Annotated in this window: 20 protein-coding genes, 2 pseudogenes and 2 riboswitches; of the genes and pseudogenes, 11 read left to right on the top strand and 11 right to left on the bottom strand. The window is 69.7% G+C overall.

Going from position 1 to position 23,728, the window contains the following annotated elements:
* Window positions 1-11 precede the first annotated feature (11 nt).
* From AOZ06_RS21460 to AOZ06_RS21440, 6 genes and pseudogenes are all read right to left on the bottom strand, one after another.
* Window positions 12-2,114 carry a transglycosylase domain-containing protein gene (locus AOZ06_RS21460; protein WP_054291041.1) on the bottom strand — a complete coding sequence of 701 codons (2,103 nt, stop codon included), beginning with the start codon at window positions 2,112-2,114 and terminating at the stop codon, window positions 12-14.
* 94 nt (window positions 2,115-2,208) lie between these two features.
* Window positions 2,209-2,862 (bottom strand): annotated as a pseudogene (locus tag AOZ06_RS21455) (enoyl-CoA hydratase-related protein); the annotation flags it as partial.
* Between the two features lie 113 nt (window positions 2,863-2,975).
* Window positions 2,976-3,326 (bottom strand): NAD-binding protein, encoded by a 351-nt coding sequence (locus tag AOZ06_RS61680; RefSeq protein WP_335338412.1) that lies wholly within the window; start codon window positions 3,324-3,326, stop codon window positions 2,976-2,978.
* Window positions 3,310-3,771, bottom strand: a complete 462-nt coding sequence (locus AOZ06_RS61675) for an NAD(P)-binding domain-containing protein (protein WP_335338411.1) — start codon at window positions 3,769-3,771, stop codon at window positions 3,310-3,312. Before AOZ06_RS61675 ends, AOZ06_RS61680 begins: the two co-directional genes overlap by 17 nt.
* Window positions 3,768-4,775 carry an enoyl-CoA hydratase/isomerase family protein gene (locus tag AOZ06_RS21445; RefSeq protein WP_054291040.1) on the bottom strand — a complete coding sequence of 336 codons (1,008 nt, stop codon included), beginning with the start codon at window positions 4,773-4,775 and terminating at the stop codon, window positions 3,768-3,770. The genes AOZ06_RS61675 and AOZ06_RS21445 overlap by 4 nt, the downstream gene beginning before the upstream one ends.
* The gene (locus tag AOZ06_RS21440) at window positions 4,772-5,119 is read right to left on the bottom strand and encodes an acyl-CoA dehydrogenase family protein (protein WP_054291039.1); all 348 of its coding nucleotides are present in this window, start codon (window positions 5,117-5,119) and stop codon (window positions 4,772-4,774) included. Before AOZ06_RS21440 ends, AOZ06_RS21445 begins: the two co-directional genes overlap by 4 nt.
* A gap of 287 nt (window positions 5,120-5,406) precedes the next feature.
* Between AOZ06_RS21440 and AOZ06_RS21435 the strand changes: the two genes are divergently transcribed.
* The 10 genes and pseudogenes from AOZ06_RS21435 (at window position 5,407) to AOZ06_RS21390 (ending at window position 18,696) form a co-directional block, all read left to right on the top strand.
* Window positions 5,407-5,829 (top strand): DUF6463 family protein, encoded by a 423-nt coding sequence (locus AOZ06_RS21435; protein WP_225954760.1) that lies wholly within the window; start codon window positions 5,407-5,409, stop codon window positions 5,827-5,829.
* Window positions 5,830-5,933: 104 nt separating this feature from the next.
* Window positions 5,934-6,156, top strand: a riboswitch (cobalamin riboswitch).
* A gap of 104 nt (window positions 6,157-6,260) precedes the next feature.
* Window positions 6,261-8,543, top strand: a complete 2,283-nt coding sequence (metE, locus tag AOZ06_RS21430; RefSeq protein WP_054296803.1) for a 5-methyltetrahydropteroyltriglutamate--homocysteine S-methyltransferase — start codon at window positions 6,261-6,263, stop codon at window positions 8,541-8,543.
* Between the two features lie 63 nt (window positions 8,544-8,606).
* Window positions 8,607-8,989: pseudogene (locus AOZ06_RS54210) on the top strand (short-chain fatty acyl-CoA regulator family protein); the annotation flags it as partial.
* Window positions 8,967-9,122: riboswitch (cobalamin riboswitch) on the top strand. It overlaps the preceding pseudogene by 23 nt.
* Window positions 9,123-9,205: 83 nt before the next feature.
* A complete protein-coding gene (locus tag AOZ06_RS21420; protein ID WP_054291037.1) occupies window positions 9,206-10,252 on the top strand; it encodes a prenyltransferase/squalene oxidase repeat-containing protein in 1,047 nt (348 codons plus the stop codon).
* Window positions 10,253-10,534: 282 nt separating this feature from the next.
* The gene (locus AOZ06_RS21415; protein WP_054291036.1) at window positions 10,535-13,183 is read left to right on the top strand and encodes a prenyltransferase/squalene oxidase repeat-containing protein; all 2,649 of its coding nucleotides are present in this window, start codon (window positions 10,535-10,537) and stop codon (window positions 13,181-13,183) included.
* Window positions 13,183-14,046, top strand: coding sequence for an ABC transporter substrate-binding protein (locus AOZ06_RS21410; RefSeq protein WP_225954761.1), 864 nt, complete (start codon window positions 13,183-13,185; stop codon window positions 14,044-14,046). The genes AOZ06_RS21415 and AOZ06_RS21410 overlap by 1 nt, the downstream gene beginning before the upstream one ends.
* On the top strand, window positions 14,043-15,119 hold the full coding sequence (locus tag AOZ06_RS21405; protein ID WP_054291035.1) for a hypothetical protein: 1,077 nt from the start codon (window positions 14,043-14,045) through the stop codon (window positions 15,117-15,119). The genes AOZ06_RS21410 and AOZ06_RS21405 overlap by 4 nt, the downstream gene beginning before the upstream one ends.
* Window positions 15,120-16,262 carry an energy-coupling factor transporter transmembrane component T gene (locus AOZ06_RS21400; protein ID WP_054291034.1) on the top strand — a complete coding sequence of 381 codons (1,143 nt, stop codon included), beginning with the start codon at window positions 15,120-15,122 and terminating at the stop codon, window positions 16,260-16,262. It begins immediately after the preceding gene.
* On the top strand, window positions 16,259-17,863 hold the full coding sequence (locus tag AOZ06_RS21395) for an ABC transporter ATP-binding protein (RefSeq protein WP_054291033.1): 1,605 nt from the start codon (window positions 16,259-16,261) through the stop codon (window positions 17,861-17,863). The genes AOZ06_RS21400 and AOZ06_RS21395 overlap by 4 nt, the downstream gene beginning before the upstream one ends.
* Window positions 17,860-18,696, top strand: coding sequence for an ECF transporter S component family protein (locus AOZ06_RS21390; RefSeq protein WP_417999959.1), 837 nt, complete (start codon window positions 17,860-17,862; stop codon window positions 18,694-18,696). Before AOZ06_RS21395 ends, AOZ06_RS21390 begins: the two co-directional genes overlap by 4 nt.
* 32 nt (window positions 18,697-18,728) lie before the next feature.
* On the opposite strand, the gene AOZ06_RS21385 is transcribed toward AOZ06_RS21390, so the two are convergent.
* Window positions 18,729-20,249, bottom strand: coding sequence for a peptide deformylase (locus tag AOZ06_RS21385; protein ID WP_054291031.1), 1,521 nt, complete (start codon window positions 20,247-20,249; stop codon window positions 18,729-18,731).
* A gap of 219 nt (window positions 20,250-20,468) precedes the next feature.
* On the opposite strand from AOZ06_RS21385, the gene AOZ06_RS56500 reads away from it, so the two are divergent.
* Window positions 20,469-20,612, top strand: a complete 144-nt coding sequence (locus AOZ06_RS56500) for a hypothetical protein (RefSeq protein WP_157233147.1) — start codon at window positions 20,469-20,471, stop codon at window positions 20,610-20,612.
* 51 nt (window positions 20,613-20,663) lie between these two features.
* Here AOZ06_RS56500 and AOZ06_RS60100 read toward each other — a convergent pair whose 3' ends face one another.
* From AOZ06_RS60100 to AOZ06_RS21370, 4 genes are all read right to left on the bottom strand, one after another.
* Entirely contained in the window at window positions 20,664-21,428 is a 765-nt protein-coding gene (locus AOZ06_RS60100) for a hypothetical protein (RefSeq protein WP_225954762.1), read from the bottom strand.
* A complete protein-coding gene (locus tag AOZ06_RS60095) occupies window positions 21,343-21,864 on the bottom strand; it encodes a helix-turn-helix domain-containing protein (protein ID WP_236952330.1) in 522 nt (173 codons plus the stop codon). Before AOZ06_RS60095 ends, AOZ06_RS60100 begins: the two co-directional genes overlap by 86 nt.
* A gap of 61 nt (window positions 21,865-21,925) precedes the next feature.
* Window positions 21,926-22,702, bottom strand: a complete 777-nt coding sequence (locus AOZ06_RS21375) for a class I SAM-dependent methyltransferase (protein WP_054291030.1) — start codon at window positions 22,700-22,702, stop codon at window positions 21,926-21,928.
* A gap of 38 nt (window positions 22,703-22,740) precedes the next feature.
* Window positions 22,741-23,706 carry a FecCD family ABC transporter permease gene (locus AOZ06_RS21370; protein ID WP_236952329.1) on the bottom strand — a complete coding sequence of 322 codons (966 nt, stop codon included), beginning with the start codon at window positions 23,704-23,706 and terminating at the stop codon, window positions 22,741-22,743.
* Window positions 23,707-23,728 lie beyond the last annotated feature (22 nt).

Here is a 23,728-nt window from a genome sequence, read left to right as displayed (position 1 = left end):
CGTGTCGCTGCTTAGTTCAGGTACTTCGGGTCCGCCGGTGGCAACGGAGTGTCCGGTATGCCCTTGTGCAGCGGTTTCATCGCCTCGAACCAGGTACGCGCGGGCACCTTGCCGCCGTAGATGTTGCCCTTGGCACACAGGTACGGCTTGACGCCGTCGCAGATCGGCTTCGGGGTGTCGCTGTCGCTGAACACCAGCACCGCGCCCGCCAGCTTCGTGGTGGCGCCGACGAAACCGGCCGACTGGTGGATCTGGGTGGTACCGGTCTTGCCGATCATCTGCCGGGTCCAGCCCGCCTTGTTCGCCGGGTCCGCCGCGGTGCCCTCGGTGGTGTCCTTGCTCATCGCCTGGCCGAGGCTGCGGGCCAGGCCGGGCTCGACCGCCTGCTCGCAGCCGGGCTCGTTGATCGCGACCGACTTGCCGTCCCGGTCGAGGATCTGGTCGATCGGGGTCGGCGGGCACCACTTGCCGTCGCTGACGATCGTGGCGCCGACGTTGGCCAGTTCGAGCACGCTGGTGACGGTGACGCCGAGGGTGAACGACCCGATCTTGCCGTCCTTGACCCACTGCTCCTGGTTGATCCGCAGCGTGGCGTCCTTGGCGTCGGCGTCCGGCTTCTCACCGCCGCGGTTGACCGTCTGCATGCTGTCGCGCATGCCGAGCTTGACCGACATGTCGACGACCCTGTCCAGGCCGGCTTCCTCCTCCAGCCGCACGAACGCGGTGTTCGGCGAGTGCGCCAGCGCGCCCTGCAGCGTCATGGTGGTGTCGCCGCCGCTGGAGTCGTTGGTGACCGTGTACGGCTTGTTCTTCTCTCCCTTGTAGACACCCGAGGTGTACGAGGCCGGGACGGGCATCGACTTGTTCACGCCCGCGACCCCGCGGTCCAGCGCGGCGGCCGCGGTGAAGATCTTGTAGATCGACCCGGCGCCGAACCGGGTGATCGTGCTGGGCAGCCGGTAGGCGGTCTGCCCCTTGCCCGCGTCGATGCCGAAGTCGCGGTTGGCCGCGAGCGCGCGGACCGGGTGCTTGTCGGCGCCCGGCTCGACGACCGCCATCACGTTGGCGATCCCCTTGGTGTCCTTGGAAACCTGGTTCTCCGCGGCGCGCTTGGCCGCTTCGGTCGCGGCCGGGTCCATCGTCGTCTTGATCACGTAGCCGCCGCGCTTGATCTTGTCCTTGGACAGTCCGGCCTTGGCCAGGTAGTCCAGGACGTAACCGCAGAAGAAGCCGGTGGTCGTGCCGCCGTCGAGGTTCCCGCAGTCGTTGGAGCGGGTGTTGAGCGGCTGCGCGAGGGCGATGTCGTCGTTCTTGGCCTCGTCGGCGACCTGCTTGCCCTCCTTGAGGAAGCCGGTCTCCAGCATCCGGTCGATCACGAGGTTGCGCCGCTTCTTGGCCTCGACCGGGTCTTTCAGCAGCGTGGTCGGCTTGTTGACCATCGCGGCGAGGAACGCCGACTGGGCGAGCGTCAGCTTGTCCGGGGTGGTGCCGAAGTACGTGCGCGCGGCGGCCTTGACGCCGAACACGTTGCCACCGAACGGCACGAGGTTGAGGTAACGGACGAGGATGTCGTCCTTGCCCATCTGCCGTTCGATCTCGACGGCGAGCTTGGCTTCACGGATCTTTCGTGCGGGGCTGTGCGCCATGGCCTGCTTGCGCTCGGCGTCGTCCTTCGCCAGCACGAAGCCCAGGTAGTTCTTGACGTACTGCTGGGTCAGCGTCGAGCCGCCGCCCGCGGACTCGCCGGCGAAGAAACCGCCGACCGCCTTGAGGCTGCGCTGCGCGTCCAGGCCGTTGTGCTGGTAGAACCGGTGGTCCTCGATGGCGACGATGGCGTCGCGCATGTACTTGGGGATCTCCTCGGCCGTGGCGATCTCCCGGTCCTGGTCGTACAGGTACGCGATCGGCTGGCCGTTGCGGTCCAGGATCGTGCTGCCGAGCGGCATCTGCGCCGCCACCAGGTCGGCAGGCACCGCCGCGATCGTGTCACTCACCCGGTTCGCGGCCACCCCCATCCCGCCCACGTACGGGAACAGGATCGCCGCCAACACCACACCAGCCGTCACGACCAACGCCACCAGCTTGCCAAGCGCCTTCGCCTTCGAGGCGACCACACCAAACCCCTTAATTCACCTGACGTACAAGATCCCTACCTAACTGACGCACGAGTACCGCCGGAAGTTGCTTGCGAAGTGATCGTGATGCGGGTCACCCGTTGACGAACCTGGCCGGTCGCTTCTCGGCGAACGCGGCCATGCCCTCCTGCTGGTCCGCGGTGGCGAACGTGGTGTGGAACAGCCTGCGCTCGAACAGGATTCCCTCGGCCAGCGAGCTCTCGAACGCCCGGTTGACCGCTTCCTTGACCATCATCGCGGCCGGAGTGGACATCGACGCGATCTTCCCGGCGACCGCGATCGCTTCGTCCACAAGGGAATCAGCAGGCACGATCCGCGAGACGAGACCGGCGCGCTCGGCCTCGCCCGCGTCCATCGTGCGGCCGGTCAGGCACAGGTCCATCGCCTTGGCCTTGCCGATCGCCCTGGTCAGCCGCTGCGAGCCGCCCATGCCGGGGATGACGCCGAGGGTGATCTCGGGCTGGCCGAACGTGGCGGTGTCCGCGGCGATCAGCACGTCGCACATCATCGCCAGCTCGCACCCGCCGCCGAGCGCGTACCCCGCGACGGCCGCGACCAGCGGTTTGCGGACCTTCGCCAGCGCGTCCCACCCGGCGAACCAGTCGGCCGCGTAGACGTCGCTGAACGACTGGGGCTGCATCTCCTTGATGTCCGCGCCCGCCGCGAACGCCTTGGCCGACCCGGTCAGCACGATCGCGCCGATGCCCGGGTCGCGGTCCAGTTCGGCCGCGGCCGCGGTGAGCTAGGTCATCACAGCCAGGTTCAGCGCGTTCAGCGCCTTCGGCCGGTTGAGGGTCACGAGCGCGACCGCGTCGCGGCGGTCGACCAGGATGGTGTCGCTCACGGGGTGTCCTTCCGGATTGCGGTGAAAACGCCCGAGAAGTCCAGTTTTCCGCCGCCTTCGGCGACGAACTGCTCATCGGTCTGTTCGGCGGCCTTGCCCAGTGTCGTGCCGAGCCCGTGCGCGGCGGCTGCGGCCTGGGCCAGGCGCAGGTCCTCGAGCATCAGCGCACCGGCGAATCCGCCCTGGTAGCCGCGGTTGGCCGGGCTCGACGGCACGGAGCCGGGGACCGGGCAGTTGGTCGTCAGCGACCAGCACTGGCCCGACGACGTGGCCGCGACGTCGAAGAGCGCCTGGTGGCTCAGGCCGAGGCGTTCGGCGAGCGCGAAGCCCTCACTCACCGCGACCATCGAGACACCGAGGATCATGTTGTTGCAGATCTTCGCGGCCTGACCGGCCCCGGACTGTCCACAGTAGAGGAAGCGGGCACCCATCACGAGCAGGAGCGGCTCGGGCCTTGGCGGCGGCCTCGTCAGCGCCGCCCGCGATGAACGTCAACGAACCCACCGCCGCGCCGACGACACCGCCGGACACCGGGGCGTCCGCGGCCAGGTGCCCCGCGCTGGTCGCGGCGGCCCTGGCGTCCGCGACGTCGACCGTGGAGCAGTCGATGAACAACGTGCCGGGCTTGGCCGCCGCGACGATCTTGGCGTAGCAGTCGAGCAGGTGCCGTCCGCTGGGCAGCATGGTGATCACCACCTCGGCGTCACGCGTGGCGGCCACCTCGTGCCCGGCTTCGACCAGGTTGGCGGCCATCGGGCCGCCCATGGTGCCCGGACCGAGGAACGCGATCACCGGACCTCCTCGAAATGCGCGGCCACGACGTCCTCGCTCACCTCGGCGAGCGTGCCCGGTGACCAGCGCGGGTTGCGGTCCTTGTCGATGATCTGGGCACGGATGCCCTCGGCGAGGTCGTGCCCGCGCAGGCACGCGGCGGACACGCGGTATTCCTGTTCCAGCACTGCGTCCAGATCGGGCAGAGCCGCGGCCGACCGCAGCGCGCGCAGCGTGACCTTGACGGCCGTCGGCGACTTGCCCTCGATCTCCTTGGCCGCGCTGCTGCCCTGTTCGCCGCTGGCACGCAGCCGCTCGAGGATCTCCTCGACGGTTTCGGCCGCGTAGCAGGTGCCGATCCAGTCGGTCTGCCTGGACAACGGCCGGTCCGCGGGCAGTTCGGCGACCGCTCGGACAGCCTCGGCCGCGTCCCGCTGCTCCAGCAGTTCGAGCAGCTGCGGGATGCGTGCGCTGGGCACGTGGTAGTCGGCCAGTCCGCAGTGGATCGCGTCACCCGCCGACAACTGCGCGGTGGTCAACGCGATGTGCGTGCCGAGCTGGCCGGGGGCCCGCGACAGCAGATACGTCCCGCCGACGTCCGGGACCAGGCCGATGCCGACTTCCGGCATCGCGATGCGGGAGCGTTCGGTCACCACGCGGACCGAGCCGTGCGCGGAAACGCCGACACCGCCACCCATCACCACACCGTCCATCACCGCGACATACGGCTTCGTGTACCGGGCGATGTGGGCGTTGAGTTTGTATTCGTCTGACCAGAATTCCAGTGACGCGGTACCGCCGGAGCGGGCGTCGTCGTAGATCGTGCGGATGTCGCCGCCCGCGCAGAGACCTCGTTCACCGGCGCCGGTGATCACGACCGTGCGGACGGAGTCGTCGCTTTCCCACTCGGTCAGCACCGCGTCGATGGTCCTGACCATGTCGTGGGTCAGCGCGTTGATGGCTTTGGGCCGGTTGAGCGTGATCCTGGCCAGGCCGCCGTGAACCTCGGTGAGCACGTCGGTCATGACGCCGCTCCCAGTACACCGCGGGACACGATGACGCGCATGATCTCGTTGGTTCCTTCCAGGATCTGGTGGACCCGCAGGTCCCGGACGATCTTCCCGACGCCGTACTCGCTGAGGTAGCCGTGACCGCCGTGCAGCTGCAACGCCCGGTTGGCCACGTCGAAACCGGCGTCGGTGGCGAACCCCTTCGCCATCGCGCACAGCTGCGTCGCAGTCTCGTCACCGCCATCCAGCGCGGACATGGCGATCCGGAACCCGTCGCCCTCCTGCCCCAGCCGACCGGCCGCGGGTATCCGGGCGCCGTCGAACACGACCTGCCCGGTCGGCTGGGCGTTCCAGCCCATCTGTGCTCGTCGGGCCCGAAGGACAGGCCGGGCGCGTCCCGTTCGACGACGGACGCCGGTCACAGTGGCGGGACCGTGCCGGACTCACACCGGCTTCCCCGCACCGCGGACCTGTGGACACCATAAAGTAGGACGTCCGACTATGTCGACTGCGACGTGTTCCCCGTCACCGCCCGGCGGCGGGCTCACTCCCGGGAACGACCGGACTCCCTCCCACGACCCATCCGCGGGCGCGCGGCGGGCCATAGCGTCGGTCTCTCGTACATCACCACGGACGGGGGAAACCGATGATCGACACCAAGGCTCCCGCGAGTGCGGGCACTCAGCTGATCAAGTGGGCCGGGTGGCTCATCACGCTGTTCGGGTCCGCGCACATGGTTCTCACCCTGACGCTGCTGGGCGCCGGCCGGCACGCCGGGGCGTGGTTCAGCGGCGAGCTGTGGCGAGCGGACCTCGTCGAGATGAACCCCGCGACCAGCGCGCTGTGGCTGAGCGTGGACAGTTTCGGCGTGCCGCTGATCGTGATCGGCCTGATCGTGCTGTGGCTCAACCGCCACGGCAGCACACCACCGCCGTTCATCGCGTGGGTGCTGGGGATCTGGGTCGCGATCGACGCGGTGATCATGCCGCTGACGCCGTGGCCGGTCCTGCTGCTCGGGGCGATCCTGCTGCTGGTCGGCATCCGCCGGGCCGGGCCGTCACCGGTGTGAAGTGACGTCGTGCGTCAGGAATCGGAGCCGATATCGAGGACGGACCGCTGGTGGTTGCGACCGGGAGTTCGTTGGGATCCCTACAGACTTCCGGTCGTGACCGCTAGGCTCGGGGTGCTGGTGGTCCGCCGTGCTCCGGAGTTGCCCGGGACGCGGTGGGGTAAGAGGGAACCCGGTGTGAATCCGGGACTGCCCCGCAGCGGTGAGTGGGAACGACCGCCGTCAAGAGCACTGGGCGAGAGCCTGGGAAGCGACGGCCAGTAGGTCCGGGCGGGACACGCCCGGGTGCCCGCGAGTCCGAAGACCTGCCACCGGTACGCACACCGCCGGTGTGCGTGGTCCTGGGCCTCTCGGGCGGGTTCACGCGACAGTGCTCTGTTTCGTGTGCGCGTGTTCGGGATGGCCGGTGAGCTCGCGAGGAGAGAGCTGTGGTGACATCCCCGATCGGGTCGACAGTGCTGGGGTACCCGCGGATAGGTCCGCGACGAGAACTCAAGCGAGCGCTGGAGAAGTACTGGGCAGGCGACATCGAGGCCGCGCAGCTGCGGCAGATGGCGCGTGACCTGCGCCGCGACGCGTGGGCGGACCTGGCGGCGGCCGGCCTGGACTCGGTGCCGAGCAACACGTTCTCCTACTACGACCAGGTGCTCGACACCGTTCAGCTGTTCGACGCCATTCCCCAGCGGTACCGCGACCTCGGCCTCAACGGCCTGGACACGTACTTCGCCATGGCACGCGGCCGGGACACTGTCCCGGCGATGGAACTGACCAAGTGGTTCGACACCAACTACCACTACCTGGTCCCCGAACTCGGCCCGGGCACGCGGTTCGAGCTGGCAGGCGACAAGCCGATCGCCGAGTACCAGGACGCGCGGGCGCAGGGCGTGCAGACCCGGCCGGTGCTGCTCGGCCCGGTCACGTTCCTGCTGCTGGCCAAGGCCGAAGCGGGCGCTGCCGAGGGGTTCGCGCCGCTGGAGCTGCTCGACCCGCTGCTCGATCGCTACGCCGAACTGCTCACGCGGCTGGGCGCCGCCGGTGCGGCCTGGGTGCAGCTGGACGAACCGGCGTTCTGCGCCGACCGGACGGACGGTGAACTGGCCGCGCTCGGCCGGGCGTACGACCGGCTGAGCCGGCTGCCGGGCCGGCCCCAGCTCCTGGTCACCGGGTACTTCGGGGATTTCGGGGCCGCGCTGCCGGTGCTGGCGGGCACCGGGGTGGAGGCCATCGGCGTCGATCTGGTGGCCGGCCGCGCCGCGGCCGACCGGATCCCGGACATCCCCGCTCTGCGCACCAAGACACTGGTGGCCGGGGTGATCGAGGGCCGCAACATCTGGCGTACGGACCTCAGCGCGGCTGCCGCGCTGTGCGCCCGGCTCAAGGAGTCGGTCGCGGACCTGGCCGTCTCGACGTCGTGCTCGCTGCTGCACGTGCCGTACGACCTGGCCGCGGAGACGTCGCTGCCGCCGGACGTGGCCGCTCGGCTGGCGTTCGCCCGGCAGAAGGTCGACGAGGTCGTCCTGCTCGGCAAGGCGTTGGCCGGCGACGACCCGCAGATCGCCGAGCAGGTCGCCACCGCGGGCGACGCGGTCCGCTCCGGCCTGGCCGCTGCGCGCAAGGACGAGCAGATCCGCGCGCGGATCGCGGCGCTGAAGCCGGAGCACCGGCTGCGGGCCGCTTACGCCGAGCGCGCCGAGGCGCAGAGCGCCCGGCTGGGGCTGCCGCCGTTGGCGACCACGACGATCGGGTCGTTCCCGCAGACCACCGACGTCCGCAAGGCCAGGGCGGATCTGCGGGCGGGCCGGGTGGACGACGCGGGCTACGCCGAGCGGATGCGTGCCGAGATCGAGCGGGTCGTCCGGCTGCAGGAGGAAATCGGGCTCGATGTGCTGGTGCACGGCGAACCCGAGCGCAACGACATGGTGCAGTACTTCGGGGAACTGCTGGACGGCTTCGCGTTCACCGAGAACGGGTGGGTCCAGTCGTACGGGTCGCGGTGTGTCCGGCCGCCGATCCTGCACGGCGACGTCTCGCGGCCCGCGCCGATGACCGTGGAGTGGAGCACCTACGCGCAGTCGTTGACCAGCAAGCCGGTCAAGGGGATGCTGACCGGCCCCGTGACCATCCTGGCGTGGTCGTTCGTGCGCGACGACCAGCCGCTGGGTGCCACGGCCGACCAGGTCGCGCTGGCCTTGCGGGACGAGATCACCGACCTGGAGGCGGCCGGGATCGGCATCATCCAGGTCGACGAACCCGCGTTGCGCGAGCTGTTGCCGTTGCGCGCGGAGGACCGCAAGGCCTACCTGGACTGGGCGGTCGGCTCGTTCCGGCTGGCGACCTCCGGCGCGGCGCCGGGCACGCAGATCCACACGCACCTGTGCTACTCGGAGTTCGGTGACGTGATCGAGGCCATCCACGGCCTCGACGCCGACGTCACCACGATCGAAGCGGCCAGGTCCAAAATGGAGGTACTGGCCGACCTGGCGTCGATCGGGTACAGCCGCGGTGTCGGACCGGGCATCTACGACATCCACTCGCCGCGCGTGCCCAGCACGGACGAGATGGCCGAGCTGCTCACCGAGGCCGTGCGGGCGGTGCCTGCCGAGCGGGTGTGGTCCAACCCGGACTGCGGCCTGAAAACCCGTGGTTACGCTGAAGTGGACCCGGCGCTGCGCAACCTGGTCGAGGCGACCCGGCGGGTACGGGCCGGGCTGTAGGAGGAGGACCGATGACCGGGGCACGCCGCCTGTGCCGCATGATCGAGGGTGACGGTATCCACCGGCGGAACTTGTCCACTGTGGAGTGCTTACGGCGCGTTCGCCGCGCCGGGCAAGGTGCTCGCGCGGGTCGCGCCGATGCCGGACGGACAGCGTTGTCTTTGGATCGCACGGACGATCTCGCGCAGCCGCGGCGGATACGCCGGGCCCGGCAAGACGTTCGCGGTCGGCCTGGGTGTGAGATCAGGCACGCGGGCCGGTTGGTCCATTCGGCGGGCGTGGACCTCGACGACGTGGGCGCGGCGACACCGATCGGACCGGGGTGCCAGACCTGTGACCGGCCGCTGTGCCCGCAGCGTGCGGCGCCGCCGATCGGCAAACCGCTGCGCGTGGACGAGAACCGCAGCACCGTCGTGCCGTATCCCCTCGAACCGGGAACGTGGTAAGAATCCCTTCGCAGGAAACCTTGGCAGCGGGGGAAGTCCGGTGAGAGTCCGGCGCTGACCCGCAACGGTGTGCCACGACGCCGTCACCGGACGAGTGGCAAGCCCGAACACCCGCCGCCATGGTCGTTTTCGTCCCATCCCGTCGCGGTTCGCGGGGCCGGGCCTCGGGGCGAAGCCCTGACTCCGGTGCCGTGCGCCGGAGAAAGGCTTCGACGCATGAGATTCCGTTCCTTGGCCGTCGCGCTGCTGTGCGCGACGGCCACCGTCGCCGCCGCGCCCGGTGTGGCCGCCGCGCACGGCAACCGGACGACCGACCGCGCGGACGCCGCCGCGGGCTGGCTGGCCCGCCAACTGGTCGACGGCGAACGGTTCGAAGTGGACTTCGGCGGTACGAAGTACCCCGACCAGGGCCTGACCGTCGACGCGATCCTCGCGTTCGCCTCGGCGGGCGTGTCCGGCACCAACGGCGGCAAGGCGATCACCTGGCTGGCCAAGCCGGAGATCCTCAGCGGTTACATCGGCGACGGGACGACCGAGGCCTACGCGGGCGCCACCGCGAAGGTGTCGCTGGCAGCGCAGGTACGCGGCCAGGACCCGGCGTCGTTCGGTGGTGCGGACCTGCCTGCGCGGTTGCGTGGCCTGCTCACGCCGTCCGGCCGGTTCTCCGACCGCTCCGCGTTCGGGGACTACAGCAACGCGTTCACGCAGTCGCTGGCGATCATCACGCTCAAGCGCACACCGGGTGGCGTTCCCGCGTCCGCAGTGGACTTCGCGGTCGGCACGCAGTGTCCCGACGGCGGCTACCCGATCGTCTTCGGCGCCCCGGCTTGCCAGAGCGACACGGACGCGACCGCGATGGTCACCCAGGCACTGCTGGCCACCGGCCGCAACACCGATGCGCAGGAGGGCCTGAGCTGGCTGATCAGCAAGCAGCAGGCCAACGGCGGTATCTCCGCGCTGTCGGGTGACCCGGCCGTGGCGCCGAACGCCAACACCACCGGGCTCGCCGCACAGGCCCTCAAGGCAGGCGGCCGTCCCCCGGCCTTCCACAAGGCCAAGCAGTTCGTCGTGGGCGTCCAGGTCGGCTGCGCCGGCCCGGTCGAGAACCGGGGAGCGATCCCGTACGACGCCACCGGCTACAACCCCTCGACTGTGGTGCGTGCCACGGCACAGGCTGTTCTCGGCCTGGGTGGCCCTGGCCTGGCGGCGCTGAACGCGGCCGGTTCCAAGCCCGGGGCACCGGTGCTGGCCTGCCCGGCGTGACCGAGATCGCTTGGCGGCCACCCGCGGGCTCGGCCGCCAAGCGGTGTACCGCCGCGCGAACCAGGTGTTAGAGTCGGATCGTTTGGCCACAACAACTCCATAGCCGCCGCCTGTGATGGGGAAGCCGGTCGAAATCCGGCACTGTCGCGCAACCGTGGGTCACCGGAAGGTGACGAGTCGGGTCACCGCACGGGCCGGTCTGTCAGGAACCACTGTCGCGTAAACAGGGGGTGACGCTCGATGTCAGGTCGATCTCTCCTCCCCGGAACGAAGGTCGGGAGAGTGCACCGGTCGCGTCACCGCCAGTACGCCGCCGTCGCGGCGCTGTTGTCGATCGCCTTCGCCGGGGTTGTCGCCGGTACCGCGTCGGCCGAACGGGATCATCCCGCGGCCCACGCCAATTCGCTGTGGCTGGCCGGGAAGCTGAAGCCGGACGGCACGCTGGAGAACCCCAACGGCGGAACCCTCCCCGACCACGGCCTGATGCTCGACGTCCTGCTGGCGACGCACGCGTCCGGTGACGCGGCGCTCGCCGCGCCGATCGTCAAGTACCTCGACGACGAGGGCCACGCCTCGGACTACTTCACGTGGGGCGGGCTGATGCAGGACCCGGTCTACGAGGCGATCGTCATCGGCGGTGCCGCGGCGAAAGTCCTCGTCGCCGCCGAGGTCTCCGGCCGCGACCCGCGCGACTTCGACGGCTACGACATGGTCGCCGAGACCAAGGCCGCGATCAGGCGGTCCGGCCCGGACAAGGGCCGGGTCAGCGACTACTCCAAGAACCCCGAATTCGCGGAGTTCGTCAGCAACGACGCCAACACGTTCGGCCAGGCCCTCGGGGTGATCGGCCTCGCCGGGGCCGACGAGGTGGACGAGCTGGCGTTGGGCAGGCTGCTGAGCCAGCAGTGCGCCGACGGCTACTTCCGGATCTTCTACGCGTACATCAAGACCGCTGAGACCGGCGACCACGTCAACCCGCTGGGGTACAAGGTGTCCACGTGTGACGAGGGCAAACCGCTCGGCGTCTCGCCGTCGGACGGGGACACCACCGGGCTGGGTCTCTCCGCGTTGCTCGCCGCCCGCAAGGCGGGCGCGCAGGGCCTGGACGAACCGATCGCCCGGGCGGTCGCGTGGTTGAAGGCCAACCAGACGGCCGGTGGTGGCTGGGGTGGCGGGGTCGGCACCGAAGCCCCCAACACCAACAGCACCGGCCTGATCGTGCAGGCGCTCGCCGAGGCCGGCGGCGCCGGCGCGGAAACAGCCAGGGGCGCGGCGTTCCTGAAGTCGGCACAGGTGAAACCGGCCGACGCGAACACCGCGCTCGGCGCGGAGATCGGCGCGATCCACTACACGCCTGAGGCGTACGAGAAAGCCAAGACCCAGGGCCTCGGTGCGGTGGACACGTGGATCCGGGCCGGCGCGCAGGCCTCGCTCGCGCTGTCGGAAGTGGGCTTCCACGACCTGACCCAACGCAAGATCCCCCCGCCGCCCACAACGACGACCACCACCACCACGACAACGGGTGGCCCGGCGGCCACCACGACCACAACCACTTCGTCGACGACGACCAGCCGGTCGTCGAGCACGACCACCACCACTTCCGCGTCGCGGCCGACCGTGGACGTCACGACCACACAGCAGCCACCGCCCACCACGGCCACCTCCACGCCGCCACGCGCGGCTGCACAGCAGGCCAAGCAGAAAACCGCCAAGCCTGTCCCGAAGCCGAAACCCAGGCGCAGTACCAGCACGCCGAACCCGTCCGGCTCGGGTACGCCGACGAACACCGTGGTGACACCGCCGCCGACGCCACAGCAACCGGCACCGGCCGCGTCACCGGCCGGTCGGCTCGGCGAGTACCTGTCACAGCGGCTCATCGGCGGTGACCACGTCGAGGTCACCGAGAACAACGAGACGTTCGTGGACTACGACGCCACCGCGGACCTGGTTCTGGCCCTGCGTGTGCTGGACGAACAGCCCGAGGTGGCCGACCGGGTGTCGAATTTCCTGCTGCGCCAGGAATCTGTCAAGGCCTACGCGTACGGCACCGCCTACGAGAAGGATTCGGCGGTGTACGCCGAGCCGCTGGCGAAACTCCGCATCGTCGCGGGCTTCCTGCGCCGCGGCGACGACTCGGCGAGCGACCTGGACGCGACCGTGGACCAGTTGCGGACCGACCTCGCGGGCACCCGCACCGAGGACGGGAAGTTCGCCGACCGCGGCGAGTTCGCCGACTCGGACAACTCCGTGCGCAGGCACGCGTGGGCCGTCCTGGCGACCGCTGCCGACGACGAGCAGCCCTCGGCTGGGTTGGCGTTGCTGATCAAACGCCAGTGCGCCGACGGCACATTCCCGGCCAGCATGAAGACCGAGCAGTGCGACACCGGTGATCCGGTCGCCACGGCCGCCGCGGTCGAGGCTCTCAACGGCCGCAAGCGCGGTGACTCCCCGAGTGAGGGCGCGCCGCGTGACTGGTCGTCGGATCGAGCCAACGCGCTGGTCAAGGCGGTCGAGGCGTTGAACGCCACAGCCGAGGACACCGCGATCACCTCCGCCGTCGCGGGCGCGCGCAACGCCGTCGGCCTTGACGTCCGGGACACCGCCGAGACGTTGCGCGCCAAGCTGCTCGCCGACGGCGGACTGCCGAGACCCGGCGCGGGACAAAGCGACCTGGTCGCCAGCGTGGCCAGTGCGCAGGGTGTGGCGGGCAAGTCGTGGATGAACGCGACGGACTCGCCGGTCACCCCCGCGGCCCGGCTGCCCATCGGGGATGTCAAACCGGCGACGAACACCGCCGCGACGCACAGGAAGCTGCCCGGCTGGGCGCTGGGCGGCCTGATCGGCCTGGGGATCCTGCTGCTCGCCGCCGCCGGTTACGGCACACACCGCCACATCAACCGGAAAGCACCAACTGAGGGGACGCGTAGCTGATGAGACGGACACTGACTTTCCTGTCCGGCCTGGCCTTGCTCGCGGGAGCGGCTGTGGCGGCGGCACCGGCGGCCGGTGCCATCGACCCGGCCAAGGGGTACGCGGGGATCTGCGCCGGGGCCGACGCGTTGAGCGGTGTCACGGTCGTGATCGACTTCCAGGAGCTGGACGGCAACGGCGGCGTGGCCGCCCCGACCATCACCCGCTGCTCCCCCAACGCCAGCCCTGGCACCGACCGGACCGGCATCAAGGCGTTGCAGGACGCGGGGATCTCCGTGCAGGGCACAGTCCGCTGGGGCCTCGGTTTCGTGTGCCGCCTGGAGAACCGGCCGTCGTCGACCGAGATCCTCCCGCGCACGTCCAACCCCACGTACAAGGAGCCGTGCGCCAACACGCCACCGGCCGACGCGTACTGGGGTTACTGGCACGCCAACGGTTCCGGCAGCACGTGGGCCTACAGCAGCTTCGGCGCGTTGAACCGCAACGTGATCCCCGGCGGCTTCGAAGGCTGGTCGTTCTCGCTGAACAAGACCGCGACGACCAACCCGCCGCCTGAGGTGACGCCGACCAACCCGGCGGTCAACCCGAACAACCCGACCGTGAGCCTCTCGGTGGACGACCTGGACCGCAAGATCACGCTGGGCCAGAGCACCGGCCTGACCTGGTTGTCGACCAACGCGACGGCGGTGACCGCGCACGCGGTGTCGCCCACGAGCGGCGGCGGCTCGTGGTCCGGTTCGCTCGCGGTTCCCGGCGGGACCCAGTCGGTCACGCCGACCGCGGTCGGAACGTACACGTACACCGTCAAAGCGAGCGGAACCGGTGGGAACGTGTACTCGACAGCGACATTGACAGTCCAATGAGCAAGGCGATGCGCGCGTTGGCGGTGACCGCACTGGTAGCCGCCTTCGCGCCGATTCCGTTCACGGCCAACGCGATCGATCACAGCAAGGGCTACCCGGGCTACTGCACGTCCGGGACCGGTGTGACCGTCGTCGTCGACTTCCAGCAGCTCGGCGGGACGACCATCGTGCGGTGCAACCCGCAGAGCACCAAGGGAACCGGCCTCGACGCGGTGAAGGGCGCCGGGTTCCAGATCGCGGGTGTCGCCCGGTGGGGCGAGGCGTTCATCTGCCGGGTCGAGAACCGGCCGTCCGCGGCCGAGCAGATCCCGATCACCGGCCAGGGCCCTTATCGCGAGGCGTGCGTCAACACACCGCCCGCGGCGGCGTATTGGTCGTACTGGCACGCGGGCAACAACTGCGCGTGGCGTTACAGCCAGTGGGGCGTGAAGAACCGCAACTTCGTCCAGGGAGGTTTCGAAGGCTGGTCGTTCTCGCTGAACGCGACAGCCGACACGAACCCGAAACCGCGGATCGCCGCGTTGCGGCCGGGCACCGCCAACGAGCCGTGCACGGCGAAGGAGGAGCCCAAGCCGACCGGCGACGACCCGAACGCCAAGGCACCCGACCAGGACCCAGGTGGCCAGAATCCCGGCGGCGGGCAGAACCCCGGCGGTGGCCAGGGTGGTGGCGGCAGTCAGGGCGGCGGGCAAGCCGGCGGCGGTTCCCCAGGCGGTACCGGCGGCGGCCAAGGTGGCGGTACCGGCGGTTCGACGGGCGGCGGCGCCGGTGGCGCCGGTGGCCAGGGCTCGGGGCAAACCGACGCACCGGGTGCCACGGGCACAGGCGGTCCGGGTTCGCCGTCGGGCAGCGCGTTGCCGCCGCCCAAGCCACGGCCCAGCAACATCGCTGACGACCCGTCCCGCAACGTCGCGTTCACCGGTGGCGAGAACGCCCCGGATGTCAACGAGGTGCTCAAGGAGCAGTCCGGGGCCAGCGACTGGGCTCCGTGGGGCGCAGCGGGAGCCGTCGTGATCCTCGCGGCTGCCGCGTGGTTGACCGCACGGCGCCGGAAACGCACGAGGGAGGCGTGAATGCGTGGTGTGTCCACCACGTACTTCCTGCCTCGCGACCTGCATCCGGCGGCGTGGTGGGTGTGGGCGCTCGGTCTCGCGGTGGCCGCGAGCCGGACGACCAACCCGTGGCTGTTGCTGACGATCATCGCGGTGGCCGGCTACGTGGTCGTCTGCCGCCGGACGGACGCGCCGTGGGCGCTGGCGTTCCGGATCTACGTCTACCTCGGCATGGTCATCATCGCCGTGCGGGTGTTCTTCCGGATCGTGTTCGGCGGCGCGGAGGGCTCCACGATCATCCTGAGCCTGCCGGAGATCCCGCTGCCCGCGTGGGCGGCGGGGATCCGGCTGTTCGGTGACGTGTCGGCGGAGTCGCTGCTCGGCGGCCTGTACGACGGCCTTCGGCTGGCCACCATGGTCATCTGCCTGGGCGCGGCGAACGCGTTGGCCAACCCCAAGCGGTTGCTCAAGGCGATGCCTCCGGCGTTGTACGAGGTCGGCACGGCGGTGATCGTGGCGCTGTCGGTGTTCCCGCAGCTGGCGGAAAGCGTGCTGCGGGTGCGGCAGGCCCGCAAGCTGCGGGGCGGCACGAACGGCAAACGATTCCGCGCGCTGCACGCGATCATCATCCCGGTGCTGGAGGACGCGCTGGACCGGTCGCTGCGTCTGGCCGCGTCGATGGATTCCCGCGGTTACGGCCGGGCGGGCAAGGTCGTTGCCAGGACCCGGCTGTTCACCGGGGCACTGATGATCGTCGGACTGCTCGGGGTGTGCGTCGGCGTCTACGCCACACTCGACGGTTCGACGCCCCGGTTCCTCGCCGGGCCGGTGCTGTTCGCCGGTGCGGCGATCGCACTGGTCGGGTTCCGGCTGGCGGGCAACCGGGTCAAGCGCACCCGTTACCGGCCGGATCGCTGGCAGCCGGCCGAGGTCGTCGTCGCGCTGAGCGGGATCGCGGTCGCCGTCGTGCTGTTCCTGTCGTCCAGTGTGGACCCGACGAACCTGAACCCGTCGTTGATCGACCTGTCGTGGCCGTTGTTGTCCTGGGTGCCGCTCGGCGGTGTGCTGCTCGGTGTGCTCCCGTCGTTCCTCACGCCACCTCCCCTGCCGCCGTTCGCCGGTCAGGAAGAACCGAGCACCGAACCAGAGCGGGTGGCGGCATGATCGAACTGGACCACGTCGGCTTCTGGTACCACGGCCAGGCCGCTCCGGTGCTGGAGGACATCACCCTGTCCATCGGCGAGGGCGAACTGGTCCTGCTCGCCGGTCGCACGGGTGCGGGCAAGTCGACGCTGCTCGGCACGATCAACGGCCTGGTCCCGCACTTCACCGGCGGGCACCTGGCTGGTTCGGTCACAGTGGACGGTGTCGCGACGAGTTCCCGTCCGCCACGGGAGTTCGCGCACCTGGTCGGCATGGTCGGGCAGGATCCGCTCGCGGGGTTCGTGACCGACACGGTCGAGGAGGAACTCGCGTACGGGATGGAACAACTCGGCCTCGCGCCGCAGGTGATGCGCCGCCGTGTCGAGGAAACCCTTGACCTGCTGGGGATCGCGGACCTGCGCAGGCGTGCGTTGCGCGCGTTGTCCGGCGGGCAGCAGCAGCGGGTGGCGATCGGCTCGGTGCTCACCATGCACCCCCGGATCCTCGTCCTGGACGAGCCGACGTCGGCGCTGGACCCGACCGCCGCGGAGGACGTGCTGGCCACGCTGGCGCGGCTGGTGCAGGACCTCGGCACGACGGTGATCATGGCCGAGCACCGGATGGAACGCGTGGTCCCGTTCGCCGACCGGATGATCTACGTGCCCGGTGACGGGTCGATCATCGACGGCACCCCGGCCGAAGTGCTCGAACTGACCCCGATCGCGCCGCCGATCGTGCAGCTGGGGCGGCTGGCGGGCTGGCAGCCACTGCCGATGTCGGTCCGTGACGCCCGTCGCCGCGCCGGGTCGCTGCGGTCCCGGCTGACGGACAGTCCACAGCGGACGGAGCCGGTGGCCGGGCCGCCCGCGCTGACGAGTTCGGGTGTGGTCGTGCGTTACGGCCCGACGGTGGCCGTGCGCGGTGCCGACCTGGACCTGCACGGCGGCAAGGTGATGGCGATCATGGGCCGCAACGGATCGGGCAAGTCCTCGCTGCTGTGGGCGTTGCAGGGCTCGGGCCCGCGGCAGGGCGGCGTGGTGCGAGTCGACGGCGCCGATCCCCACGAGCTGAGCAGCGCCAAGGCACGCAAGCTCGTCGGCCTGGTCCCGCAGACCGCCGGTGACCTGCTCTACCTGGAGACCGTCGCAGCCGAGTGCACAGCCGCCGACACCGAGTCCGAGGCCGAACCGGGCCACTGCCGCGCGTTGCTCGACCGCCTCGCGCCCGATATCGACGCGGACAAACACCCGCGTGACCTGTCGGAAGGGCAACGCCTGGCTCTGGTCCTGGCGGTGCAGCTGTCCGCGGCACCACGGATCATGCTGCTCGACGAACCGACCCGCGGCCTGGACTACACCGCGAAGGCCGCGCTGGGCCGGATGATCGCCGCGCTGGCCGAGGAGGGACGCGCGGTCGTCGTCGCCACCCACGACGTCGAATTCGTCGCCGCGGTGGCCGACCGCGTGATCGTGATGGCGGAAGGCGAGATCGTCTCCGACGGCCCGGCCGTCGAGGTGCTCGGCTCCTCGCCCGCGTTCGCGCCGCAGGTGGCCAAGGTGCTCGGCCCGGACTGGCTGACCGTGGCCGACGTCGAGACCGCGCTCAGGCAGGGAGTGGCATGAGAATGACCTGGGGGCGCGCGGACCAGGCGGTGAAGGTCGGGCCGCGGTCGGCGATCGTGCTGGGGCTGGCGTCGCTGGCCGGGCTGATGATGTTCGTCTGGCCGTTGCTGGTGCGGGTGGAGCCGCAGAGCATGCAGCACGGCCCGGACGCGCCGTTCATCTTCATCGGCATCCTGCCGATCCTGATCGTGGTCGTGCTGGCCGAGTTGTCCGAAGGCGGGATGGACTCGAAAGCACTGGCGATGCTGGGCGTGCTGTCAGCGGTGAACGCGGCACTACGACCACTCGGCGCGGGCACAGCGGGAATCGAGACGGTGTTCTTCATGCTGGTGCTCGCCGGGCGTGTGTTCGGCGCGGGCTTCGGCTTCGTCCTCGGCTGCACGTCGCTGTTCGCCTCAGCGCTGCTGACAGCGGGGGTCGGCCCGTGGCTGCCGTTCCAGATGCTGTGCTCGGCGTGGATCGGGATGGGCGCGGGCCTGTTGCCGCGCAGGGTGACCGGCAAGGCGGAGATCGCCATGCTCGTCGGCTACGGGATTTTCGTGGCGTACGTGTTCGGGTTCCTGATGAACCTGTGGTTCTGGCCGTTCATCACCAACGCGGAAGTGCCGTACCACGAGGGCCACATCTCCTACGTGCCCGGCGACTCGGTCTGGGAGAACCTGCACCGGTTCGCGGTCTTCACCTTGCTGACGTCGACCGCGGGCTGGGACACCGGCCGCGCGATCACCAACACGGTCGCGATCCTCGTCATCGGCCCCGCCGTGCTGGCCACGCTCCGGCGCGCGTCCCGCAAGGCCTCCTACGGCACGCTGCCGACGTTCGACATCCGCTGATGGCCGTTCTCGAAACGGTGACAAGCCCCTGGTCAGATTTCCCATTTCTTCCCGATGCCGTCGTACTGCTCGACCGGGATGAGTTGCGTCCCGCCGGCCATGCGGTCGGTGTAGAGCAGGCCGTTGAGGTGATCGACCTCGTGCGCGACCAGCCTGGCAACGGCCCGTTCGAAGACGGTGATCCGGTGGGTGCCGTCGAGGTTCGTGTGGACGACTTCGACGTGCAGGGCGCGCGGGACCACGCCGCGGACGTCGAAGAAGCTCAGGCAGCCCTCGTACTGTTCGTCGATCTGGTCGCTGGAGCGGATGATCCGCGGATTCAGCAGTTCGATCATCTCGCCTTCCACCGACCGCACGATCGCCGCCGCCCGGTCGACCCCGATCTGCTGGGCCGAGATGCTCGATCCCTTGGCGAAGACGTGCGCGAGGGTCACCCGGTTCAGCGCTGACCGCAGCTCCGATATCGTCCGTTCGGCGTCGTTGCGCTCCAGCGGCAGCTCGAACTCACGGGCCCGGCGCCGCAGGATGTCGTCGTCGCGCTGCCTGATTCCCAGTGCTTTCATGTTCTGGCTCGGCCGTGCGGACTGCCCGGGTTCGCCGACGGGATGCGGCGAGTAGACGACTTTCCACTCCACCCGGTAGCGGGAGCCGACCGGCGGGTTGTCCGTGGCCCACGTGTAGATCTGGCGGCCGTTCTCGGTGGAACTCTGAATGGGTGTCGCGAAGGGCATCGCGTCGTTCCACATCGACGTGTACAAACCCCACGCGGTCATGTCGAAAGCCGCGGGAAAGTCCAGCCGGATCGACAGGTGCCGCGTGGGCAGCCGGATCGTCCGCTGGTACCAGTCCCCCCAGTGCTGTTCGTCGACGGTGTACTCGTACTCGATCCAGCCCGATTCTCCCGGGTACAGGGGAAAATGCCCGTTCTCCCCGCCGAACCTGAGCCACACCTCCTTGAAGTCCGGCTTGTCGTGGTGCACCGCCCACCGCATCGGCTTGGTGCGCTCGGTGCCGTGCCACGCCTGGAGGTTGAGTTCATCCCAGGTCACGGGATTCTGCGCGTACAGCAGGTCGCACAACTTCGGGTCGTCGGGGAACTTCCCGACCGCGATCCGGATCAGATAGCGGTCGATCGGGCGCGTGCCGTTGTTGCGCAACAGTCTCCGCTGGTTGAGCCGATAGACGCGGTTGTCGTAGTGAAGCGCCGACTCTTCCCGCAGCACTTGGATGGTGCCGTCGTCGGTCACCATTTCCGCCGCCTCGCGCAGGTGCAGGTCGTCCGCGCTCGACGGCGTCCGGCTGTCGAAAGACTCGGCGTACGCGCGGCGGAGAGTCCCGTTGTCATTCATCGCGCGTTCGGCGCTGTTCAGGAAATTGCGCGACGGTCGCTCGGCTCCGGACTCGACTTTCGACACATACGATCTGCTGTAGTTCATCAGCTTGGCCAGCGCGTTCCTGGAAAGGCCCCGCCGCTGCCGGATGTCGCTGAACGCGCGGGAGAAGGCACCTGTGCTTTCTCCCTCGTCCGGCTGCGATCCAAGATCGTCGGCCATTGCGCCCCCTTGCCCCAACCGTGAGCGTGTGGGATCGAACCGTGAGTGCCCGTGCACCGTGGCTGCACTCAGCACTACACAGATGTTCTGGTCTGGTCAAGGGACACCACCGGCGCAGAGGGAAGTAGCACAATGTCAAGACCGTCGACCAGATCGTTTTGCGAACTGCTCCGCTACGTTCTCGCGGACGCGCGCCGGACTTGGCACACCGTGGTGCTGATGACCGTGCTGGGAGTTGTGGCAGCAGGCGTGTCCGGCACCGTGTTGGCGATTTTCCGATTCGGTGGCACGGCCGTGACCACTACCACGAGCCTGCTCGCCACCGCGGCGCTGATTCGGGCAGTGGCGCGTGGAAAACAATGAGGCTCACGGTTTTCCGGCGATGGTCATCGACCACGTGTGCGTGCGGCTTTGTCACCCGTTCGGCGCAATGCCGATTCGCCAAGCGAAGCCCCGGAGCTCAAGACCGGCCACGTCACGCCGGGTCGAGGCGAGAACCCCTGCTATCGCCTCGCGCACGAAAGGATTGTTGCGAACTTTCTGGGGCGCGATTTTCTCCGCGCGCAGGAGCGCGCTCAGCCCGCGCTCGTGGGTCTTCCGCTCGGCGAGCATGCCGCGGCCGTAGTCGATCCAGAACGCCGCTTGGCGATCACGCTTCATCGCCTCCGGGCGGATCTTCGCGGCGGTCTCCGCGACCTTCGCGCCGTATCCGAGTTCGACTCCGATGGCGACCCGCCAGATGTTCACGTTGGTCCGGCCGAAATCCGTTCTCGTCCATGGCTCGTCGTCGGTGTCGATCGTCTCGGCGATTCCACCCGCCTCCGCCAGATGTGCCTCCGCGCGCTCACCGTCGCCTTGCGCGGCGGCAGCAAGCGCGGCGGTGAGGTTCGACATGCCGCGAATGTCAGGACGCTCAGCGGGCGCACGGTCGGCGATATCGACTGCGAGGTCATACTGTCGTGCGCGGTTGGTGCCGCTGAGCAGGTGCGCACGCCGCCATGCGACGTCCGCGAGCAGCACCGGGTCGTCCAGTTTCTCGGCCGCTGCGCGCATCCGCTCGATCGCCAGGGCAGGCAAGCCGGTGAAACCGAGATCATGCGCCAGGTATCCAGCGGACTTGTACGCGTCGAGCAGTCCGATGAGCGCATCCCTGCGGTGCTTCGGGTCGCCGGCAGCCACGAGGAGGTCCCGGACCAGCGCTGGTAGCAGCTTGGTCTGCTCGCCGAGTTCCGTTCGGGCGAAGCACGCGGTTGAGCCGCCGCACATCACCGCTGACCGGCGACCACGGGCGCATCGGAGCGTCGGGAACCTCACCGATCCACCAGCCGGTCAGTGCATCCTCCATCGCGGCGAGCGCGACACGTGCGTCGTAGGTCGCTCCACCGGATGCGGCATACGGCTTGCCGACCAATTCGCTCGGCGACACCCTCAGCGCGGACGCGAGTGACTCCACTGTCGCGCGTCTCGTCACTCGACGCCGACCACGTTCGATCATGCTCAGATAGGAGACCGACATTCCCGCCAGACCAGCAGTCGCTGACAGACTCAGTCCACGCCAGGCCCGGATCTCCCTGACACGTCGGCCGATTGACCAATCCTCGACGTCATGCGTCACCTCTTCGCGGGAGTGTTCCCATCGCGCTCAGCGTAGCTGTCCAACGCAGGCAGGAAGGCCGTCACGGTTTCCCGGCGATGGTCATCGACCACGTGTGGGTGAGCCAGAGCTTTCCGGCGTCGTCGCGGTGCGGGCGCAGGCCGGTCGGCTGCCCGCCGCCCAGTTCGTGCGCGAACCTGTCCCGGATGACGTCGCGGATCAGCGGGTTGGTCCGGGTCCTGGCCATCCAGTCCTCGACGTCCACGGGCTGGTCGTGGCGTTCCACCGACACCACGGGTGCGCCCGCGGCGGTGAGCAGGTCCTGGATCTGCCGCGCGGTCAGCGTCGTGCCGTGGCTGGGGTCGCGGAGCCGTTCGATCCGGTCGGCTTCCGCCGTGGTCGCCGGGTCCTCGGACGCGGTCAGGTCCACCACGCCGATCCGGCCGCCCGGACGGGTGACCCGGACCATTTCCCGCACCACCGCCGCGGGATCGGCGACCTGGTGCAGCGTCAACCGGCACACGGTCAGGTCGAACTGGTCGTCCAGCCACGGCAGCGCCACCGCGTCACCCAGCTGGAAGGTGATGTTGCGCAGTCCCTGCTCGACGGCCAGGCGCTGGCCCTGGTGCAGCATCTCGGGCGTGATGTCCAGCGCGCTGACGTGCGTGACGTGCGGTGCCAGCGCGCGGCCGACGTGTGCCGCGCCCGCGGCGACGTCGAGCACGATGTCCGGCGCGGCCGGGTCCAGTCCGGCGACGATCCAGTCCAGGCCCGCCACGGCGAACCCCGAGGTGCGGAAGGTCTGCGCCTGGATGCGGAACTGTGCGCGAACGGCCTCGTTGTGGGTCTGCTCGGTCATCCGCCGCGTCCCCTCCTCGGTTTCGTCCGGGGACCACGCTAATGGGTGCGGCGGCGAACCTGCAGGATCAACAACCACAGCAGGTACGTACCACCGACCGCGGTGGTCACCACGCCGACTGGCAACGCGATCGGCGCGAGCAGCAGCTGTGACATCACGTCGGCGATGAGCAGCAGAACACCGCCGGTCAGCGCGGCGGGCAGCAGCCCGGCACCGGACGTGCCGAACAGGCGTCTGCCGATCTGCGGCGCCGCGAGCGCGATGAACACGATCGGGCCGGTGACGGCGGTGACCGTCGTCGTGCAGCCGACCGCGGCGAGGACCGTGACGAGCCGCAACGGGCGGAGCCGGACGCCGGTCGCGACCGCGACCTCGTCGCCGATGGTGGCCTGGTTCATCGACCGTGACAGCACGGCCAGTGTCGCGGCGAGCACCCCGATGACGAGCAGCGGAACGCTGAGGTCGTCCCAGCCCAGGCCGTTGAGCGAGCCGGCGCTCCAGCCGGTCGCGGCGATGGCCACTTCCAGTTCCGCGCGCAGCACGATCCACGCGTTGATCGCCGTGAGCATCGCGTTGACCGCGATGCCGACCACGATCAGCTTGCCGCGGTTGGTCCCCGACCGCATCGACAGGCCGTACACCAGCAGCGCGGTCAGCAGTCCGCCCGCCATCGCGGCCCCGCTGAGCAGCCCGGCCGCCACCGACCCGGCACTGGTGATCACCAGCAGCGCGCCGGTGTACGCGCCCGCGTCGATGCCGAGCATGTCGGGGCTGCCGAGCGGGTTTCTGGTCTGGTCCTGGATCACGGCCCCGGCCAGTGCGAGCGCCGCGCCGAACGCCAGCGCGCCGACCACCCGCGGCAGGCGCCACTGCACCACGACGATCGCCGAGTCGCCCCGGCCCGCCAGCGCGGCGAGCACGTCGCCCGGCGCCACCCAGACCGCTCCCTGGCACAGCCCGAGAACCGCCAGCGCGGCGGCGAGCACGACCAGCGCGACAGTCACCCGGACGGTCCGCGGCCGCAAC

It is taken from the genome of Kibdelosporangium phytohabitans (assembly GCF_001302585.1).
In the GTDB taxonomy this organism is placed as follows: domain Bacteria; phylum Actinomycetota; class Actinomycetes; order Mycobacteriales; family Pseudonocardiaceae; genus Kibdelosporangium; species Kibdelosporangium phytohabitans.
Note: the sequence above shows the minus strand (reverse complement) of the source record. Positions and strands in the feature narration are given on the sequence as shown.

What these genes read in the sequence shown, in the direction of transcription:
- AOZ06_RS61680 (WP_335338412.1), bottom strand. Translation starts at nt 3,326, where the DNA reads ATGGTCGCGGTGAGTGAGGGCTTCGCGCTCGCCGAACGCCTCGGCCTG.
- AOZ06_RS21445 (WP_054291040.1), bottom strand. Translation starts at nt 4,775, where the DNA reads ATGACCGACGTGCTCACCGAGGTTCACGGCGGCCTGGCCAGGATCACG.
- AOZ06_RS21440 (WP_054291039.1), bottom strand. Translation starts at nt 5,119, where the DNA reads ATGGGCTGGAACGCCCAGCCGACCGGGCAGGTCGTGTTCGACGGCGCC.
- AOZ06_RS21435 (WP_225954760.1), top strand. Translation starts at nt 5,407, where the DNA reads ATGATCGACACCAAGGCTCCCGCGAGTGCGGGCACTCAGCTGATCAAG.
- AOZ06_RS21420 (WP_054291037.1), top strand. Translation starts at nt 9,206, where the DNA reads ATGAGATTCCGTTCCTTGGCCGTCGCGCTGCTGTGCGCGACGGCCACC.
- AOZ06_RS21410 (WP_225954761.1), top strand. Translation starts at nt 13,183, where the DNA reads ATGAGACGGACACTGACTTTCCTGTCCGGCCTGGCCTTGCTCGCGGGA.
- AOZ06_RS21405 (WP_054291035.1), top strand. Translation starts at nt 14,043, where the DNA reads ATGAGCAAGGCGATGCGCGCGTTGGCGGTGACCGCACTGGTAGCCGCC.
- AOZ06_RS21400 (WP_054291034.1), top strand. Translation starts at nt 15,120, where the DNA reads ATGCGTGGTGTGTCCACCACGTACTTCCTGCCTCGCGACCTGCATCCG.
- AOZ06_RS21395 (WP_054291033.1), top strand. Translation starts at nt 16,259, where the DNA reads ATGATCGAACTGGACCACGTCGGCTTCTGGTACCACGGCCAGGCCGCT.
- AOZ06_RS21390 (WP_417999959.1), top strand. Translation starts at nt 17,860, where the DNA reads ATGAGAATGACCTGGGGGCGCGCGGACCAGGCGGTGAAGGTCGGGCCG.
- AOZ06_RS21385 (WP_054291031.1), bottom strand. Translation starts at nt 20,249, where the DNA reads ATGGCCGACGATCTTGGATCGCAGCCGGACGAGGGAGAAAGCACAGGT.
- AOZ06_RS56500 (WP_157233147.1), top strand. Translation starts at nt 20,469, where the DNA reads ATGACCGTGCTGGGAGTTGTGGCAGCAGGCGTGTCCGGCACCGTGTTG.
- AOZ06_RS21375 (WP_054291030.1), bottom strand. Translation starts at nt 22,702, where the DNA reads ATGACCGAGCAGACCCACAACGAGGCCGTTCGCGCACAGTTCCGCATC.